This is a genomic window from Pseudomonas sp. ES4, assembly GCF_050586665.1.
In the GTDB taxonomy this organism is placed as follows: domain Bacteria; phylum Pseudomonadota; class Gammaproteobacteria; order Pseudomonadales; family Pseudomonadaceae; genus Aquipseudomonas; species Aquipseudomonas frederiksbergensis.
Genome location: NZ_JBOBDO010000009.1, coordinates 146,706 through 164,297, shown reverse-complemented (window position 1 = coordinate 164,297; position 17,592 = coordinate 146,706). Strand labels below are relative to the sequence as shown.

Genomic DNA, 17,592 nt, shown 5'->3' with positions numbered 1-17,592 from the left:
CAGCTTGTCGCCCAACCAACCAGTCCAGGCACATGGCGCACAATGACTTCTAAAAACAATCCGGCCGCTGCGATATCCGATCTGACGCTGAGCCCGGCGGCAAACAGCCCCGCACCGTCAAAGCCATTGACGCCATCGCGCCCGTTGGCGACTCAGCAATACCTGTACTTCACCGAAACCAATACCGACCGCATCCTCGATAATCTCGATGGTCTGCGCGACATGGTGTTCCCGCGCCCGCCGCATCTGGAAGGCGACAGCGAACATCACAGCGATCAGGAATTCCCGTCGGTGTGCCTGATCGGCCTCGGTCGCTGTGGTTCGAACATCGCGCTGGACGTGGCGGAACTGGTGTACAACGCCCGCAAGTTCTACCTCAACGAATTCAACAACGAAGATCGCCTGTCCCCGGACAAACGCTTCGCCGAAAAAGGCTACAGCCCGGCGCAGTGGATTCGTAACAACCTGCGCCTGGGATCGAACAAGGCCAGCAAACCGGTGTTCCTGGTCGAACCGCTGGTGATGCTCGGCGACCTGGACAAGGACATCGCCGGCCGCATCCGTTTCTCGCGCAAGGGCGAAAAAAGCGGCTTTTTGCGCGACTACAGCAAAATGAAAATCATGGACTTGTCGGAAGTCCACGCCGGTGGCGCCGGTAACGCGCCGATCCTCGGTCAATACCTGGCCAAGATCATCCTGAACAAGGACACCCAGCGTTTCTCCAGCCCTGACTGGAAGATGATCCACTCGTACCTGATCGACAGCTGCGGGATCAAGGCCAACCAGTCGCGCCTGTACTTCTCGATCTTCAGTGCCGGCGGCGGTACCGGTTCGGGCATGGCCTCGGAGTTCGGCCTGGCCCAGCAGCACTCGTACATGAACAAGACGTTCGACACCAAGCCGATGGACGAGCACGACAGCAAGAGCGGTCATTCCTTCGTCTTCGAACCGATCTTCACCAGCGGCATTTGCGTACTGCCCAATATTTCCGATCACCGCAGCGAAATGTCCGAGGCGCTGCACATCAACGCCGGTCGCCTGCTGTGCAAATACCTGTCGGAAGAATGGGACTTCTCCTACAACTTCGCCAACGAAGACAGCAGCGAAGCCAGTGTCATGGGCCGTATCCGCCCATGGAACGCGATGATGCTGATCTCCAACGACATCATGCGTTATGCCGAAGAAAGCGATGACGGCAACATTCAGAACATCGACGTCAACGCGATGGAAAAACACGCAAACCAATACATCTCACAGCAGATCTTCAACATTCTGACGGCGCAGGCGGTTACTACCGACTACGACCAGAACTATTTCCGTCGGGCCGGCATCGACATTGGCGAAACCATTCGCCTCGACGCCAACGACCTGTTCATGAGCCTGGCCGGCCCTGTAGCGATTGCCTACGCCGAGTCCGTAGTGCCGGAAACTCCGCCGCCGAGCAACGACAAGTTCAAGGTGTTCGAGAAAGAACCGCAGCGCCTGAACATCGACGACCTGTTCTTCCGCTCCATCGACTTGCCGCACTTCAACAAAGTGACCCAGGCGATCGAAGGCATCAGCTTGTTGCCGATCGAATCCAAGCGCTATCGCGCCTCGTTGGAGCAGTACAAGAATTCGGGATATGACGCGGCCGCGTTGCACGACCTGCACTTCTTCAAGAACTGCTCGTCGGTGGTCTCGATTGTTTCGCTGCCAAAAGACTACAAGCTGTCCTACATGGACCTGAACCGGTTGAAGACCCACCTCAACAGCCTGTTCCCGAACACCACGCTCAAGCGTTATGCATTGGTCATCGGCGCCTCGGCCAACCTGTCGCTGACCACGTTGATCGCCAAGAGCCCGTGCCTGTCGGACGACTTCCTGACGCTGATCGTGGCCTTCATCAAACGTTGCTTCGCGAAAAACCCGTACCGCTTTGACGAGACGCTGGATAACTCGATCCTCGACTTCATCATTAATGAAGAGTTCGACGAAGACCGGATCGACGAGCTGCTCAATGAGTTCGAGAACCCGGCGAAGATTCTCGACACCAACTGGTACGCGATCAAACCGATGTACGAGAAGAAGTACCGCGAGCTGATCAACGACAAAGACAAGTTCGTCTCGATCAATGACATTCGTCTGTCCCGGGACTGCGTGAAGAAGTCGATCAAGTACTTGCGCGAAATTTATCGTCACCGGATTGGCAAGACCAAGGTTATTTCGCTGAATAACCATACTGGCAAGACGGCTTAACTCACCTACTGTCGATCGTTCCCACGCTCTGCGTGGGAATGCCTCAATGGACACTCTGCGTCCGCTTTGGAACGCAGAGCGTCCCGGGCTGCATTCCCACGCAGAGCGGAACGATCACATCCAGAGACAATTAAGCAACCAATCGGCTGCTCGATAAACTGTTCCCGTTACGTTTACGTCACCGTGATGCTGGCCCGCCTGTGGCCTTTCTCTACGGCAACATGCCATCACGCTACTCGGCTACACACTTTTGCCCGACAAAGTCGCGCACCAATGGAGTGCAAATCCTCAGTTCGTCGCCCTTTCCTGGATCAGGATCCACGGCGAAACGACCACTGCCCACAGCTCCGGATCACGTTCAAAAAGATCCAGCGCCCGCGTTTCAGACAGCTTGGCGACCTTGTCGGCGGCCAGCCAGGCAGCCACTTTCTGGCCTTCGTCGGTCGCGACTGCCTCCGCTGCAGCAATCAAATCCAGACCGGGGTCGACCCACAATAGGGCACCCCTGGCGAAGAACGGCTCCAGCTCCTTCCAGGTAATAGATGCGGTTTCACCAAGCAGCTTGGCATAGAGGGTGCTAGGTTCTTGAGTCATGGGTCCTGTCCGGAAAAGAAATCGACGTAATCATAACGTTGGTGCTCTGGCAGAAAAACCCGGCTGCAATTGAGTTACCGATTGAAAACAGCAGGAAAGCCAAGGATTGCTGATATTTCAGCTATAACCCCCGCCGCCATTCTGTCTTTTTCTTTCAATAAAGCGACACCCTCTGGTTTTGCCCCCTGGCGCCAGCTTCCCAGGCTAACAATTGGCGCTCTACACTGTACCGGTACAGTTGCCGGGGGCATTTTCCGGAGGATATCGAAGATATCTGACCCGGTTCTGCTGCTACGGCGCCAGGACTATAAAAACTACAACAGTAAGAGTGGAGCACTATGACTAAGGCTACTAAGCAGATTTCCAAACTGTTTGCCGCTATGGTTCTGGCCGGGGTTGCCAGCCATTCGTTCGCAGCTGACACCATCAAGATCGGCATCGCCGGCCCTAAAACCGGCCCTGTAGCCCAATACGGCGACATGCAGTTCAGTGGCGCCAAAATGGCCATCGAACAGATCAACGCCAAAGGCGGCGTAGACGGCAAGAAACTCGAAGCCGTGGAATACGATGACGCCTGTGATCCAAAACAAGCGGTAGCGGTCGCGAACAAAGTCGTCAACGACGGCGTCAAGTTCGTGGTCGGTCACCTGTGCTCCAGCTCCACTCAACCGGCTTCGGACATTTACGAAGACGAAGGCGTGATCATGATTACCCCGGCTGCCACCAGCCCGGACATCACTTCCCGTGGTTACAAAATGGTGTTCCGCACCATCGGTCTGGACAGCGCCCAGGGCCCTGCCGCCGGTAACTACATTGCCGACTTCGTAAAACCGAAAATCGTTGCTGTCCTGCACGACAAACAGCAATACGGTGAAGGCATCGCCACCGCCGTGAAGAAAACCCTGGAAGGCAAAAACGTCAAGGTTGCCGTGTTCGAAGGCATCAACGCCGGCGACAAAGACTTCTCTTCGATGATCTCCAAGCTCAAGCAGGCCAACGTCGACTTCGTCTACTACGGCGGCTACCACCCGGAGCTGGGCCTGATCCTGCGTCAAGCCCAGGAAAAAGGCCTGAAAGCCAAGTTCATGGGTCCGGAAGGCGTGGGTAACGACTCCATTTCGCAGATCGCCAAAGACGCTTCCGAAGGTTTGCTGGTGACCCTGCCGAAATCCTTCGACCAGGATCCGGCCAACATCGCCCTGGCTGACGCGTTCAAAGCCAAGAAAGAAGACCCGAGCGGTCCGTTCGTGTTCCCGTCCTACTCGGCGGTGACCGTGATTGCCGACGGTATCAAGGCAGCCAAGAGCGAAGACACTGCCAAAGTGGCTGAAGCCATCCACGCAGGCACCTTCAAGACGCCGACTGGCGACCTGAGCTTCGACGATAAGGGCGACCTGAAAGACTTCAAATTTGTGGTTTACGAGTGGCACTTCGGCAAACCTAAAACTGAAGCCAAGCCTCAGTAAGGCATTGCCTGACTGACTGCCAACAAAGCCCACGGCGTGCCGTGGGCTTTGTTTTACGAACGTATTGGGCCGCGCTGGCGTGATCCGCCAGTCTCCCCACCTGAAAATCTCAAAACCGTCATCAGCGGTTCGCTGGCAAACCTCGCGTTCGAAGTGGATGCAGATCCACGGGGCTCGAGCGGGAAAATGACTCCACCAGTGAAATGCGTATCAGGTTTTTAGGAGCGCTGTAATGCCTGACATCTATCACTTTTTCCAACAGCTGGTTAATGGTCTGACCATTGGCAGCACGTATGCCCTGATCGCCATCGGCTATACGATGGTTTACGGCATCATTGGAATGATCAACTTCGCCCACGGCGAGGTGTACATGATCGGCTCCTACGTGGCGTTTATCGCCATCGCCGGGCTGGCCATGCTGGGACTCGACAGTGTTCCACTGTTGATGACCGCCGCTTTCCTCGCGACCATTGTCGTGACCAGTGCCTACGGTTACAGCATCGAACGGATCGCCTACCGCCCTTTGCGCGGCAGCAACCGTCTGATCCCGCTGATTTCCGCCATCGGCATGTCGATCTTCCTGCAGAACACGGTTCTGCTGGCGCAAGACTCCAAGGACAAATCCATCCCCAACCTGATCCCCGGCAACTTCTCCATCGGGCCAGGTGGCGCACATGAAGTGCTGATTTCCTACATGCAAATCGTGGTGTTCGTGGTGACCCTGGTCGCCATGCTCGGCCTGACGCTGTTCATCTCCCGCTCTCGCCTGGGTCGCGCCTGCCGCGCCTGTGCCGAAGACATCAAGATGGCCAACCTCTTGGGTATCAACACCAACAACATCATCGCCCTGACCTTCGTCATCGGTGCCGCACTGGCCGCCATCGCGGCGGTGTTGCTGAGCATGCAATACGGCGTGATCAACCCGAACGCCGGTTTCCTCGTTGGCCTCAAGGCCTTCACCGCAGCGGTACTGGGCGGTATCGGCAGCATCCCCGGCGCCATGCTCGGCGGGATCGTGCTGGGGGTGGCGGAAGCCTTTGGTGCCGATATCTTCGGCGACCAGTACAAGGACGTCGTGGCGTTCGGCCTATTGGTTCTGGTGTTGTTGTTCCGGCCAACCGGCCTGTTGGGCCGTCCGGAGGTTGAGAAAGTATGACTAGGAATCTTAAACAGGCGTTGTTCAGCGCCTTGCTGGTGTGGGCCGTTGCCTACCCGGTACTCGGTCTGAAACTGACCATCGTCGGCATCAACCTCGAAGTCCATGGCACCAGCGATGCAATCCTGATCACCATCGCCGTGTGCTCGGTGCTGATGTTCCTGCGGGTGCTGTTCGACCAACAGATCAGCTCGGCCTGGCGGTCTTCGCCAAGCATGCCGCTGATTCCGGCCAAGGCCAGCAACTTCCTGACCCTGCCGACCACCCAGCGCTGGATCATCATTGCGTTGATCGCCGGCGCACTGGTGTGGCCGTTCTTCGGCTCTCGCGGGGCGGTGGATATCGCCACCCTGGTGTTGATCTACGTGATGCTCGGCCTGGGCCTGAACATCGTGGTTGGTCTGGCCGGTCTGCTTGACCTCGGGTATGTCGGCTTCTATGCCGTCGGTGCCTACAGTTATGCGTTGCTGTCGCATTACTACGGCTTGAGCTTCTGGATCTGCCTGCCGATCGCCGGCCTGATGGCGGCCACCTTCGGCTTCCTGCTGGGTTTCCCGGTCCTGCGTTTGCGTGGTGACTACCTGGCGATCGTGACCCTGGGCTTCGGTGAAATCATCCGACTGTTCCTGCGTAACCTGACGGGCCTCACCGGTGGCCCGAACGGCATCAGCAACATCGAGAAACCGACGTTCTTCGGCTTGACCTTCGAACGTAAAGCCGCTGAGGGCATGCAGACCTTCCACGAATACTTCGGCCTGGCCTACAACTCGATCAACAAGGTGATTTTCCTTTACCTGGTTGCATTGTTCCTGGCACTGGCTGCGCTGTTCGTCATCAACCGCCTGCTGCGCATGCCGCTGGGCCGCGCGTGGGAAGCGCTGCGTGAAGACGAAATCGCCTGCCGTGCATTGGGTCTCAATCCTACTGTCATCAAGCTGTCGGCCTTCACCCTGGGCGCCAGCTTCGCCGGTTTTGCCGGCAGCTTCTTCGCTGCGCGTCAGGGCCTGGTGACGCCGGAGTCCTTCACCTTCATCGAGTCGGCGATCATTCTCGCCATCGTGGTATTGGGTGGCATGGGCTCGCAACTGGGCGTGATCCTGGCTGCCGTGGTGATGATCCTGTTGCCTGAAATGATGCGTGAGTTCAGTGAGTACCGCATGTTGATGTTCGGCGCCTTGATGGTGCTGATGATGATCTGGCGTCCTCAAGGCCTGCTGCCCATGCAACGTCCTCACATGGAGCTGCGCAAATGAGCCGCGAGATCCTTAAAGTCGAAAATCTGAGCATGCGCTTCGGCGGCTTGCTGGCGGTCAACGGCGTAGCCTTGAGCGTGAAGGAAAAACAGGTGGTGGCACTGATCGGCCCCAACGGCGCCGGCAAGACCACCGTGTTCAACTGCCTGACCGGTTTCTACCAGCCAAGTGGCGGCAGCATCTTGCTGGACGGCGAGCCGATCCAGGGCCTGCCCGGCCACAAGATCGCCCTCAAAGGCGTGGTGCGGACTTTCCAGAACGTGCGGTTGTTCAAGGACATGACCGCGGTCGAGAACCTCTTGATCGCCCAGCACCGTCACCTGAACACCAACTTCCTGGCCGGTCTGTTCAAGACCCCGGCGTTCCGCAAGAGCGAACGCGAGGCCATGGAATTCGCCGAGTTCTGGCTGGACAAGGTCAACCTCAAGGCGTTCGCCAACCGTCCGGCCGGCACCCTGGCCTACGGTCAGCAACGGCGTCTGGAAATCGCTCGTTGCATGATGACCCGCCCGCGGATCCTCATGCTCGACGAACCGGCCGCCGGCCTGAACCCGAAGGAAACCGAAGACCTGAAGGCGCTGATCAGCATGTTGCGTGAAGAGCACAACGTCACCGTGCTGCTGATCGAACACGACATGAAACTGGTCATGAGCATTTCCGACCATATCGTCGTGATCAACCAGGGCACGCCTCTGGCCGACGGCACGCCGGAACAGATCCGCGACAATCCCGAAGTGATCAAAGCCTACCTGGGGGAAGCGTAAATGCTGCAATTCGAAAACGTTTCCACCTTCTACGGCAAGATCCAGGCCCTGCACAGCGTCAACGTCGAAGTCCGCCAGGGCGAGATCGTGACCCTGATCGGCGCCAACGGTGCCGGCAAGTCGACCCTGCTGATGACGCTCTGCGGTTCGCCGCAAGCCCACAGCGGCAGCATCCGCTACATGGGTGAGGAATTGGTCGGTCAGAGTTCCTCGCAGATCATGCGCAAGAGCATCGCTGTCGTGCCGGAAGGTCGCCGGGTGTTTGCCCGTCTGACCGTGGAAGAAAACCTCGCCATGGGCGGGTTCTTCACCGACAAAGGCGATTATCAGGAACAGATGGACAAAGTCCTCGAACTTTTCCCACGCCTGAAAGAACGCTTCGCCCAACGCGGCGGCACCATGTCCGGCGGCGAGCAGCAAATGCTCGCCATCGGCCGTGCGCTGATGAGCAAACCCAAGCTGTTGCTGCTCGACGAACCTTCGTTGGGCCTGGCGCCGATCATCATCCAGCAGATCTTCGACATCATCGAACAGCTGCGCAAGGATGGCGTGACGGTGTTTCTGGTGGAGCAGAACGCCAACCAGGCGCTGAAAATCGCCGACCGTGCGTACGTTCTGGAGAACGGCCGGGTGGTGATGACAGGGACTGGGGAAGCGCTGCTGACCGACCCGAAAGTACGTGAAGCGTACCTGGGTGGTTGAGTCTTTGCGGTAAACAAAAACGGCCTTCGGGCCGTTTTTCGTTTTTACATTCACCGACGATGACCGATCGTTCCCACGCTCTGCGTGGGAATGCCTCACTGGACGCTCTGCGTCCGCTTGGGACGCGGAGCGTCCCGGGCTGCATTCCCACGCAGAGCGTGGGAACGATCATCGACTAGCGCAGTCGATCCAGCGCTTCACCGCTGCGCTTGAACCAGTCAATCAGATAGTCCGCCAACACCTGCGTACGCTTTGGCAAACCGCCCTGATACGGATGCACCAGGTACATCGGCATACGGCGGGTCTGATAGTCACGAAGGAGCCAGCGCAAACGGCCGTCAGCCAATTCCGCTTGCAGCAGGTAGGACGGCAACCGCGCAATGCCGGCGCCGGCCAGTGCGGCTTTTTTCAGCAGGCTGTAATGGTTGCTGGCGAACGGTCCCGACACGCGCACCCGCAACAATTCATGTTGCTGGTGATAAAGCCACTCTTCGCGACCGCTGTAGTGACTGTTGAGCAGACAGCGATGGTCAGCGAGTGCCTGCGGTGTCATCGGTTCGCCGTATTGTTCAAGATAAGCCGGGCTGGCGCAGGTCATTTCGTGCCAGGCCAATAGTGGTCGGGCCACCAGGCGCTCGTCATTACCCACCTCGGAACGAACCGCCAGATCAAACCCGTCGCGAGTCAAATCGCGGTAGTTGTTGCTCAGGTCCAGCTCGATCTGCACCTCGGGGTACTTGCCAGAAAACTCCAGTAACAAGCCATCGAAGAAGGTTTCCCCCAGCGATACCGGAACCGTCATACGTACCGGCCCGGCCATGTCGTCCTTCAGCCGCGCCAATGCCTGACGCGCCCTCTCGACCTGGACGACGAGCGCCTGGGCTTGCGGCAACAGCGCCGCCCCGGCAGCGGTCAGGCTCAAACGGCGGGTGGTGCGTTGCAGCAGCACCACTGAAAACCGCGATTCCAGTTGGCTGATGCGCTTGGACAACTGACCTTTGCTGCACCCCAACTGCTGCGCCGCCAAGGTGAAACTCCCTGCTTCAATCAATATCGCGAACGCCGCCAGATCATCCATTTCGCTCATGGATTGTTTCCATTTGAAAACCAAAGGTTGCCTATTAGCGCGCTTATCGATGGAAAAAACCACTCTAGACTGAAGCCTCTTTCAATCCACTCAGGAACAGCAGCATGAAAATTCTTTTGATAGGCGCAGGCGGCACCATCGGTTCGGCGGTCGACAAGGAGCTGTCCGAGCGTCACAAGATCATCCGCATCGGCCGCAACAGCGGTGATTTCCATGTGGATATCAGCGACAGCGCTTCGATTCGCAAACTGTTCGAGCAAACCGGCAAATTCGATGCTCTGATCTGCGCCGCCGGCAACGTGACCTTCGCCCCCCTCGGTGAAATGACCGAAGAAAGCTTCGCGCTGGGCCTGAAAGACAAGTTGATGGGCCAGGTCAATCTGCTGTTAATTGGCCGCGAGTATGCCAATGACGGTGCCTCGTTCACCTTCACCACCGGCGTGCTCAGCCACGACCCGATTCGCAGCGGCGCCTCGGCAGCGCTGGTCAATGGCGCCCTGGACAGCTTCGTCCGCGCCGCTGCGATCGAACTGCCTCGCGGCCTGCGCGTCAATTCGGTGAGCCCGAACGTACTGGTCGAAGCCATGGGCAAATACGCGCCGTATTTCCGTGGTTACAAACCGGTTCTGGCGGCCGATGTGGCATTGGCCTACGCCAAAAGTGTGGAAGGCCTGCAAACAGGCCAGACCTTTCACGTGGGCTAAACCGCCACAACCGTGCTCCTACAAGTGATGAGCGAATCGAATTCAAAAGTAGCGGGGTTGTGATGAACGGTCAGGCTGAGTAACGTGGCGGCACTTGTCTGGAGACTCAAAGATGCGCGTTGCCCGTTCCTTAGTCCTTGTTGCCCTGCTTCCGTTGTTCGCCGCTTGCCAGTTGCTCGACGGCCCGCGTGAGAGTGCCTCCCACGTGGGCCAGACCCGCATGCAGGGCCAGTTGCTGGCGGCCGACGGCAAGCTGCTGTTCCAGCCGTGCAACGAACAGCGCAGTTATGTGGTCAACGACACCGGCGGCACCAGCGTCCTGCAAGAGGCCGCGACACTGGCCGATGACCAGGGCAAGCTGTTTGCTGACGTACGCGGACAGGTCGTCGATAGTCGCCTCGATCTTGCGCAGCTGTACCGCGTCGAGCGCTCGGGCACCGCGTGCAACGATCCGAATTTCAAATTGCTTATCCTGCGCGCCGCCGGCCATGGGCCTGAGTGGAACGTAAAAGTCAGCGGCAAAGGCATGGTCATCGAGCGCGCCGGTCAGCCGCCATTGGCCGTGCCCTACGTTGAAGAACAATTGGGCGATGGCCGCTTCAACCTCAGTACCGAAGCCAATAACCAGCACATCGAATTGTGGGTCGCGCCGCAACGTTGCGTCGACAGCACCACCGGCAGCGTCCAGCACATGAGCGCCGAACTGCGCGTCGACGGCCAGGTTCAGCGTGGCTGCGGGTATTTCGGCGGATCGCGTAACGACTGATCGTTTTAGCCTCACGGGAATCATTCTTTGAGGCTTATAATCGCGGGCTTCAAACGCCTTGGCGCAGTTGTGCGCCCCGCGAACCGGATCCTGTCATGTTACGAATCACCGAACTCAAGCTGCCGATCGACCATCCCGAAGAAGACCTGCGCCCTGCCATCGTGCAGCGCCTGGGCATCACCAGTGATGACCTGCTCGATTTCACCTTGTTCAAGCGCAGCTACGATGCGCGCAAAAAGTCCTCCGAACTGTGCTTCATCTACACCATCGACCTCAACGTTCGCGATGAGGCAACGGTGCTGCACACGTTCGCCGATGACCGTAACGTCAACGTGGCGCCGGATGTCAGCTACAAAGTGGTCGGCCAGGCGCCGGCTGATCTTGAGCAACGTCCCGTCGTCGTGGGCTTCGGTCCGTGCGGGATTTTCGCCGGGCTGCTGCTGGCGCAAATGGGCTTCAAGCCGATCATCCTCGAGCGCGGCACCGAAGTGCGTCAGCGCACCAAGGACACTTGGGGTCTGTGGCGTAAAAGCGTGCTTAACCCGGAATCCAACGTGCAATTCGGCGAAGGTGGTGCGGGGACGTTCTCTGACGGCAAGCTTTACAGCCAGATCAAGGACCCGAAATTCATCGGTCGCAAGGTCCTGCACGAGTTCGTAAAAGCAGGCGCGCCGGAAGAAATCCTCTACGTCAGCAAACCGCACATTGGTACGTTCCGTCTGACCGGTGTTGTGGAAAACATGCGTGAGCAAATTCGCGCGTTGGGCGGCGAAGTGCGCTTCCAGCAGCGCGTTACCGACGTCTTGATCGAGGACGGCCAACTGGTCGGCGTCGAGCTCAATGGCGGCGAGCAGATCCACTCGAAACACGTGATCCTGGCCCTCGGCCACAGTGCCCGCGATACCTTCCGCATGCTGCATGGCCGTGGCGTGTTCATGGAAGCCAAGCCGTTTTCGGTAGGTTTCCGCATCGAGCATCCGCAATCGCTGATCGACCGCGCCCGCTTGGGTAAATACGCCGGGCACCCGAAACTCGGCGCTGCGGACTACAAACTGGTGCACCACGCCAGCAACGGCCGTTCGGTCTACAGCTTCTGCATGTGCCCGGGCGGCACCGTGGTGGCGGCGACGTCCGAGCCGGGCCGCGTGGTCACCAACGGCATGAGCCAATACTCGCGTAACGAGCGCAACGCCAACTCCGGGATCGTCGTCGGGATCACCCCGGAAGTCGATTACCCGGGCGGCCCGCTGGCGGGTATCGAGTTGCAGGAGCGCCTTGAATCCCACGCCTATGTGCTGGGCGGCAGCAACTACGAAGCGCCGGCGCAACTGGTCGGCGACTTCATTGCCGGCAAGCCGTCCACCGAACTGGGCAGCGTTGAACCGTCCTACAAACCAGGCGTTGCCTTGGGTGATCTGGCGTTGGCCTTGCCGGCGTTCGCCATCGAAGCCATTCGCGAAGCCTTGCCGGCGTTCGAGAAGCAGATTCGCGGTTACTCGCTGCACGACGCGGTGTTGACCGGGATCGAGACCCGTACGTCGTCGCCGCTGCGGATTACCCGTGACGAGTCGATGCAGAGCCTGAACGTGAAAGGCTTGTTCCCGGCGGGTGAAGGCGCGGGTTATGCGGGCGGGATTCTGTCGGCCGGTGTCGACGGGATTCGGATTGCAGAAGCCGTGGCCCGCGACATCCTCGGCCTCGAGGCCTGACACAAATCCTCTGTGGGAGCGAGCCTGCTCGCGATGGCGGCATAACATTCAATAGAGATGTTGACTGATCTACCGCTATCGCGAGCAGGCTTGCTCCCACATTGGTTTCAGCCTGTCAGATATTGGCGCGCAGCACGCTGGCCGGCAGCGGCTCGCCGCGCTCAACACTCCCCGCCACCGCATCCATCAAACCGCTCAACTCATACCCCTGGGCCTTGAGCCAGGCCTGATCGTAATAAGTGGTGGCATAGCGCTCGCCGCCATCACACAGAATCGCCACGATCGACCCCGACTCCCCCGCCGCCGCCATCTGCTGGGCTGCCATCAACGCGCCGATCAAATTGGTCCCGCTCGACCCGCCGACTCGACGTCCCAAACGCTGCGCCAGGTAATGCATGGCCGCCAGGGACAACGCGTCCGGCACCTTGACCATCGCATCAATTACCTTGGGCAGGAACGACGCTTCTACCCGAGGCCGGCCAATGCCTTCAATCCGCGAACCACAATCCAGGCGCAGACTGGCGTCGCCGGTCTGGTAGTAATCGAAGAACACCGAACGTTCGGCATCGGCGCAGAGCACGCGAGTGCAATGCTGGCGGTAACGCACGTACCGGCCCAGCGTCGCGGTGGTGCCGCCGGTGCCGGGGCTGGAGATCAGCCAGCTCGGCTCGGGGTGCAGTTCGAAGCGCATTTGCTGGAAGATCGACTCGGCGATGTTGTTGTTCGCCCGCCAGTCAGTAGCGCGCTCGGCATAGGTGAACTGGTCGATGAAATGCCCATCATGTTCGCGGGCCAGGCGTTCGGATTCGGCATAGATTTGCGTCGGATCGTCGACCAAATGACTCTTGCCACCGTAGAAAGCGATCTGCGCAATCTTCTCTTTGGAGGTGCTCGCCGGCATCACCGCAATAAATGGCAAGCCCAGCAAACTGGCGAAGTACGCCTCGGAAATCGCCGTCGAACCGCTGGACGCTTCAATCACCGGTGCTCCGGGTTTGAGCCAGCCATTACACAGCGCATACAGAAACAGCGAGCGCGCCAACCGGTGCTTCAGGCTGCCGGTGGGATGGCTGGACTCATCCTTGAAATACAACTCGATGCCCGGAAAACCCGGCAGCGGCAAGGGGATCAGGTGAGTGTCGGCGCTACGCTGGAAGTCGGCCTCGATGATCCGGATGGCTTCGCGGGCCCACTGTCGATTGTCGCTCATGGTGGTTTTCTCGTTGAGTCGGCCTTGTTGCAAGGCTCAGCTAACAAGCTTAGGAAAAAACCTACAGCGCGCACAGGTACAGCTGACGTTCAATACGCCCGGCAACTGCTAGGCTCAGGTCCCTGCTGATCGTTCACGTTGTAACGGCATATAACAAAAAAGAATATAACTTTTGTTTTAACAACTAACGGTACGGGTTAGGGTGTGCCACCTTTTGAATTCATCGATGGAGAGCGACCTTGCCTCTGCGTAGCACTTTCACGCGTTTCTTCCAGTTGGAAGCTGCCAGCGGACTGTTATTGATCGCCGCTGCGGCCCTGGCCTTGATCATCAACAATTCCCCGCTGTCGTGGCTTTACAGCAGTTTTCTCGACACTCCGGTCGTGGCGCAAATAGGCGCGTTGCAAATCGCCAAACCGGCGCTGTTGTGGATCAACGACGGCCTGATGGCCCTGTTCTTCCTGCTGATCGGCCTGGAAGTGAAGCGCGAAGTCCTTGACGGTCAACTGTCGAAACCGTCGCAAATCGTCCTGCCCGGCGCAGCGGCGATTGGCGGCATGGTGGTGCCGGCGCTGCTCTACTGGTTTCTGAACCGAGATGACCCTACAGCCCTTGGTGGCTGGGCCATCCCGATGGCCACCGATATTGCCTTCGCCCTCGGTGTACTGGCCCTGCTGGGTAAGCGGGTACCGGTGTCGCTCAAGCTTTTCCTGATGACGTTGGCGATCATTGACGACCTCGGCGCAATCATCGTCATTGCGATCTTCTACTCGGGCACGCTCTCGACCCTTTCGCTGTCTCTGGCCGCGACGTGCATCGTGGCACTGATCGCAATGAACCGGCTCGGAGTGGTCAAGCTCGGGCCGTACATGATCATCGGCCTGATCCTTTGGGTTTGCGTGCTCAAGAGCGGTGTCCACGCGACACTGGCCGGTGTGACCCTGGCTTTCTGCATCCCCCTGCGCACGAAAAACGCCGAACCTTCTCCGCTGCTGACCCTCGAACACGCCCTCCATCCATGGGTGGCCTACGGCATCCTGCCGCTGTTCGCCTTCGCCAACGCCGGCCTGTCCCTGAGTGGCGTGACCGTCGAAAGCTTCACCCACCACGTGCCGATGGGCATCGCGGTCGGTTTGCTGCTGGGCAAGACCCTCGGCGTCTTCGGCCTGACCTGGCTGGCGGTGAAAATCGGCATCGCCGCCCTGCCCCAAGGCGCTAACTGGGGCCAGGTATTGGGTGTGGCAATCCTCTGCGGCATCGGCTTCACCATGAGCCTGTTTGTCGGCTCCCTGGCGTTTGTGCCGGGTGCCAGTGAATACGCAGGGATGGACCGGATGGGAATTTTGACCGGTTCGATACTGGCGGCATTGATTGGTTATGCGGTGACGGCAGCGGCAAGTCGCAAGAGCGCCGCGCTGCAATACTGATAAACAGAGACAACTCCTAGAGTCATTCGAGACTCGTCCTACAGCCACGATCAGCCTCGTTCGTTAACGTCGCACAGCCCCTTTTTTGGGGGTTGTCGACGTACGAACGCAAGGACGATCAGTGGCTGGTAACAAGGACATTCCCCGGGTCAAGAACCCTCCGTCAGGCGACGGTCATCACATCACTTACCGCTTTATGACGGCTACCGAACTGGCCGCGCGGGAGGCCCGACAAAACGCTTACGACGCCATGCTCGCGAGACAAGACGCCTTCGAACGGAGTCGTGAGGTCGTGGCGAAAAAGCAGGAAACCGTTCGTGCGGGGTGTGTCTTCGCCAAGTCCTGCAATCTGCCGGACGCCATCATCGACTACTCGAATCCTTCGGGAATGGTGCCCACCGACAGCCTCAAGGACTACGGAGAAGTCGCCTGGCTCGGGGCTCGCGAGGCAGACGATGCCGGGCTGCTGAATCTTCAGACCATCAGCGGTAGCACCGTCTCGCTCGGTATCGGCCGAATGGCTCTTCGCGCCCCGGCTATCGCTGTTCCCACCGCAGCACTCGGTACTGCTGGAACCGCCCTATTGGCCGGCCTGGTCGCGTTCTTCTGGACACCGAGCCTCGGCGACAGCGCGCTCTATACCGAAGATCAGTTACGCGCCCTGAAACAGGCTCGAACTCGTGTTCGGCTAAGGGTCGAGCAACAGGCTGACGGCAGTCTCAAGGGATACGGTTTCTACACCGGCAAGAACCGTGATTGGGAAATGGTCGATGTCGTGCAGTTCAACTTGCGCGGGAGTCAGCAGGTGGCGGATCTGGGAGATGGTATCGAGCTGATCTGGACACCGGCTGTGGATGGTTCAGACATCCTCGGTATTCCAGCGCTGGAGGCTGCGCCGCAAGCGCCGCATATTTGGGTTTATCCGCCGACGAAAGCGGCGGATAGCATCATCGTGAACCCGGTTTATCCGCCTGAGTACAAGGATTTCATTCTTGTGTTTCCGGCGAACTCTGGTGTGCAGCCGTTATACGTGGTGGTGGCAAGACCTATCAGTGGTGACCACAGCTATCATCCTCCGCCAAAATTTCTGCCAGCGTTCCCCGATGCCTTCCCTGTTCAGACTAAAGGGAATCGAAAACGCTGGGAAAGTAAGAAGCGCATTTATGAATGGGATTACCAACATGGCGCCGTCGAAGTGTACAACTGGGCGGGAGATCACTTAGGAGAGTTTGATGCAAAAACAGGTGAACAGACCGGAAAAGTAAGGCCTGAAAGACGTACTACAACAAAATAGCGATCGAGAATTCAAGAATGATATTTATAGCTCTCTCTGGTTTTTTCCCCGAGCCAAATCCTGACAATTCATTGCAGTATGAAATGGATGTCCCGCAAGCCTTAGAGGCGGCAGTGCTTAATGTCATGGGCTGGAAAACTTTGAAGGATGTGCCCATGGGCGAGCATGTGTTATCTCCCAATCAAGCCAGTGCGATTATGGAACTTGTTGGCAACCCCTTCAGAGCCAACTTGGTGTACTACATGGGGCTCTGCCAAGACTAACGTTTCGGATCAGACAAAACTGAAAGCCACAGACACAAAAAACCCCGACCAGTCACCTGATCGGGGTTTTCTTTTACCCGTATTCCCGCTTAGTGGGAAACGCGGCTAGTCCCATCTACAGTAGCAATCCGCACCCGCTCGCCAACACGGAACACTTCATTTTCCTGAACCTGTTGCACGTAGGCACGCATGCTGCCGTCGTCTTCGCGAACGGTGATTTCCACGCCTTGGGCGCGAGTCAGGCCTTCTTCTGTGGCCGAGCCGATCAGGCCGCCAGCGACGGCACCGATAACCGCAGCAACGATGCTGCCACGACCGCCACCGATAGCGCTGCCGCCGACACCGCCCACGACGGCACCAGCCGCGCCGCCGATCGGGGTTTTGGTGCCTTCGATTTTGACCGGCCGCAGGGATTCGATGGTGCCCATGCGAACGGTCTGCACGCGACGCGCTTCGTCACGGGAGTAGGAGTCACCGGTCAGGCTCGATTGGCAGCCAGTGAGCAACATCGCCATCGTGGAAAAGGAAGCAACCAGCAGAACAGACTTACGCATAGCATCAACTCCAAAGGACAGGTATTCATTAAACTCCGCAGCTTGACGCCTGTCACGGCCTCGCCCGGATAATTTTGGTTTGATTCAGGCCCGGTACAGGCACTTCCACGAACTCACCACACAGTAGCGGCAAATTCCGGTAGCTGCGCCGCTGCCCCAAGGATTGTCATGGATTACTTCATCATTGTCGTCACTACCGTTGCCGGTTTGTATTTCCACTGGTGGCTATACGTGCGGATCAAACGCTGGATGGACCGCGATCTGGCGTTGGCACTGGCGGGTAAGGACGAGCAGAAAAAGGCGTTCATGCTCCAGCAACTGGCGAACGCTCAAGCGCAGAAGATCAAGCGCCGAGACCTGCCGCAGTGGCTTGAAGCCGCTGCGGCAGAGTATCCCGATCGGTAG

Annotated in this window: 17 protein-coding genes; 13 read left to right on the top strand and 4 right to left on the bottom strand. The window is 58.5% G+C overall.

The window, feature by feature from the left end; genetic code table 11:
• Window positions 1-42 precede the first annotated feature (42 nt).
• Complete coding sequence (locus ACQ4OB_RS13140; RefSeq protein ID WP_074874160.1) at window positions 43-2,238, top strand: hypothetical protein; 2,196 nt, start codon at window positions 43-45, stop codon at window positions 2,236-2,238.
• Window positions 2,239-2,526: 288 nt separating this feature from the next.
• On the opposite strand, the gene ACQ4OB_RS13135 is transcribed toward ACQ4OB_RS13140, so the two are convergent.
• Window positions 2,527-2,832 (bottom strand): DUF2288 domain-containing protein, encoded by a 306-nt coding sequence (locus ACQ4OB_RS13135; protein WP_102616301.1) that lies wholly within the window; start codon window positions 2,830-2,832, stop codon window positions 2,527-2,529.
• Between the two features lie 338 nt (window positions 2,833-3,170).
• Here ACQ4OB_RS13135 and ACQ4OB_RS13130 point away from each other — a divergent pair, with 338 nt between their 5' ends.
• The 5 genes from ACQ4OB_RS13130 (at window position 3,171) to ACQ4OB_RS13110 (ending at window position 8,173) form a co-directional block, all read left to right on the top strand.
• Window positions 3,171-4,298 (top strand): branched-chain amino acid ABC transporter substrate-binding protein, encoded by a 1,128-nt coding sequence (locus ACQ4OB_RS13130; protein WP_074874154.1) that lies wholly within the window; start codon window positions 3,171-3,173, stop codon window positions 4,296-4,298.
• 232 nt (window positions 4,299-4,530) lie between these two features.
• Window positions 4,531-5,454 carry a high-affinity branched-chain amino acid ABC transporter permease LivH gene (gene livH, locus ACQ4OB_RS13125; protein WP_074874152.1) on the top strand — a complete coding sequence of 308 codons (924 nt, stop codon included), beginning with the start codon at window positions 4,531-4,533 and terminating at the stop codon, window positions 5,452-5,454.
• Window positions 5,451-6,707 carry a high-affinity branched-chain amino acid ABC transporter permease LivM gene (locus ACQ4OB_RS13120; protein ID WP_074874150.1) on the top strand — a complete coding sequence of 419 codons (1,257 nt, stop codon included), beginning with the start codon at window positions 5,451-5,453 and terminating at the stop codon, window positions 6,705-6,707. Before livH ends, ACQ4OB_RS13120 begins: the two co-directional genes overlap by 4 nt.
• On the top strand, window positions 6,704-7,471 hold the full coding sequence (gene livG, locus ACQ4OB_RS13115; protein WP_046046222.1) for a high-affinity branched-chain amino acid ABC transporter ATP-binding protein LivG: 768 nt from the start codon (window positions 6,704-6,706) through the stop codon (window positions 7,469-7,471). Before ACQ4OB_RS13120 ends, livG begins: the two co-directional genes overlap by 4 nt.
• Window positions 7,472-8,173: an ABC transporter ATP-binding protein gene (locus ACQ4OB_RS13110; RefSeq protein ID WP_074874148.1), complete on the top strand. Its 702-nt coding sequence runs from the start codon at window positions 7,472-7,474 to the stop codon at window positions 8,171-8,173. It begins immediately after the preceding gene.
• A gap of 175 nt (window positions 8,174-8,348) precedes the next feature.
• On the opposite strand, the gene ACQ4OB_RS13105 is transcribed toward ACQ4OB_RS13110, so the two are convergent.
• Window positions 8,349-9,260, bottom strand: coding sequence for a LysR family transcriptional regulator (locus tag ACQ4OB_RS13105; protein WP_430955794.1), 912 nt, complete (start codon window positions 9,258-9,260; stop codon window positions 8,349-8,351).
• Between the two features lie 104 nt (window positions 9,261-9,364).
• Between ACQ4OB_RS13105 and ACQ4OB_RS13100 the strand changes: the two genes are divergently transcribed.
• The 3 genes from ACQ4OB_RS13100 to ACQ4OB_RS13090 all read left to right on the top strand — a co-directional run bounded on the left by ACQ4OB_RS13100 (window position 9,365) and on the right by ACQ4OB_RS13090 (window position 12,439).
• A complete protein-coding gene (locus ACQ4OB_RS13100) occupies window positions 9,365-9,964 on the top strand; it encodes a short chain dehydrogenase (protein WP_074874144.1) in 600 nt (199 codons plus the stop codon).
• Between the two features lie 112 nt (window positions 9,965-10,076).
• Window positions 10,077-10,730 carry a COG3650 family protein gene (locus ACQ4OB_RS13095; RefSeq protein ID WP_102616299.1) on the top strand — a complete coding sequence of 218 codons (654 nt, stop codon included), beginning with the start codon at window positions 10,077-10,079 and terminating at the stop codon, window positions 10,728-10,730.
• 95 nt (window positions 10,731-10,825) lie between these two features.
• A complete protein-coding gene (locus ACQ4OB_RS13090; protein WP_076029986.1) occupies window positions 10,826-12,439 on the top strand; it encodes an NAD(P)/FAD-dependent oxidoreductase in 1,614 nt (537 codons plus the stop codon).
• Between the two features lie 115 nt (window positions 12,440-12,554).
• Here the strand turns inward: ACQ4OB_RS13090 and ACQ4OB_RS13085 are convergent, their stop codons facing one another.
• Window positions 12,555-13,649: a PLP-dependent cysteine synthase family protein gene (locus ACQ4OB_RS13085; RefSeq protein ID WP_074874138.1), complete on the bottom strand. Its 1,095-nt coding sequence runs from the start codon at window positions 13,647-13,649 to the stop codon at window positions 12,555-12,557.
• Window positions 13,650-13,888: 239 nt separating this feature from the next.
• Here ACQ4OB_RS13085 and nhaA point away from each other — a divergent pair, with 239 nt between their 5' ends.
• The 3 genes from nhaA (at window position 13,889) to ACQ4OB_RS13070 (ending at window position 16,633) form a co-directional block, all read left to right on the top strand.
• Window positions 13,889-15,076, top strand: coding sequence for a Na+/H+ antiporter NhaA (gene nhaA / locus ACQ4OB_RS13080; protein ID WP_074874137.1), 1,188 nt, complete (start codon window positions 13,889-13,891; stop codon window positions 15,074-15,076).
• 121 nt (window positions 15,077-15,197) lie between these two features.
• Window positions 15,198-16,370: an S-type pyocin domain-containing protein gene (locus tag ACQ4OB_RS13075; protein ID WP_430955793.1), complete on the top strand. Its 1,173-nt coding sequence runs from the start codon at window positions 15,198-15,200 to the stop codon at window positions 16,368-16,370.
• Between the two features lie 17 nt (window positions 16,371-16,387).
• Window positions 16,388-16,633, top strand: a complete 246-nt coding sequence (locus ACQ4OB_RS13070) for a pyocin S6 family toxin immunity protein (RefSeq protein WP_074874133.1) — start codon at window positions 16,388-16,390, stop codon at window positions 16,631-16,633.
• A gap of 89 nt (window positions 16,634-16,722) precedes the next feature.
• Here ACQ4OB_RS13070 and ACQ4OB_RS13065 read toward each other — a convergent pair whose 3' ends face one another.
• Complete coding sequence (locus ACQ4OB_RS13065; RefSeq protein ID WP_074874131.1) at window positions 16,723-17,187, bottom strand: glycine zipper 2TM domain-containing protein; 465 nt, start codon at window positions 17,185-17,187, stop codon at window positions 16,723-16,725.
• 168 nt (window positions 17,188-17,355) lie between these two features.
• Between ACQ4OB_RS13065 and ACQ4OB_RS13060 the strand changes: the two genes are divergently transcribed.
• Entirely contained in the window at window positions 17,356-17,592 is a 237-nt protein-coding gene (locus ACQ4OB_RS13060) for a hypothetical protein (protein WP_102616296.1), read from the top strand.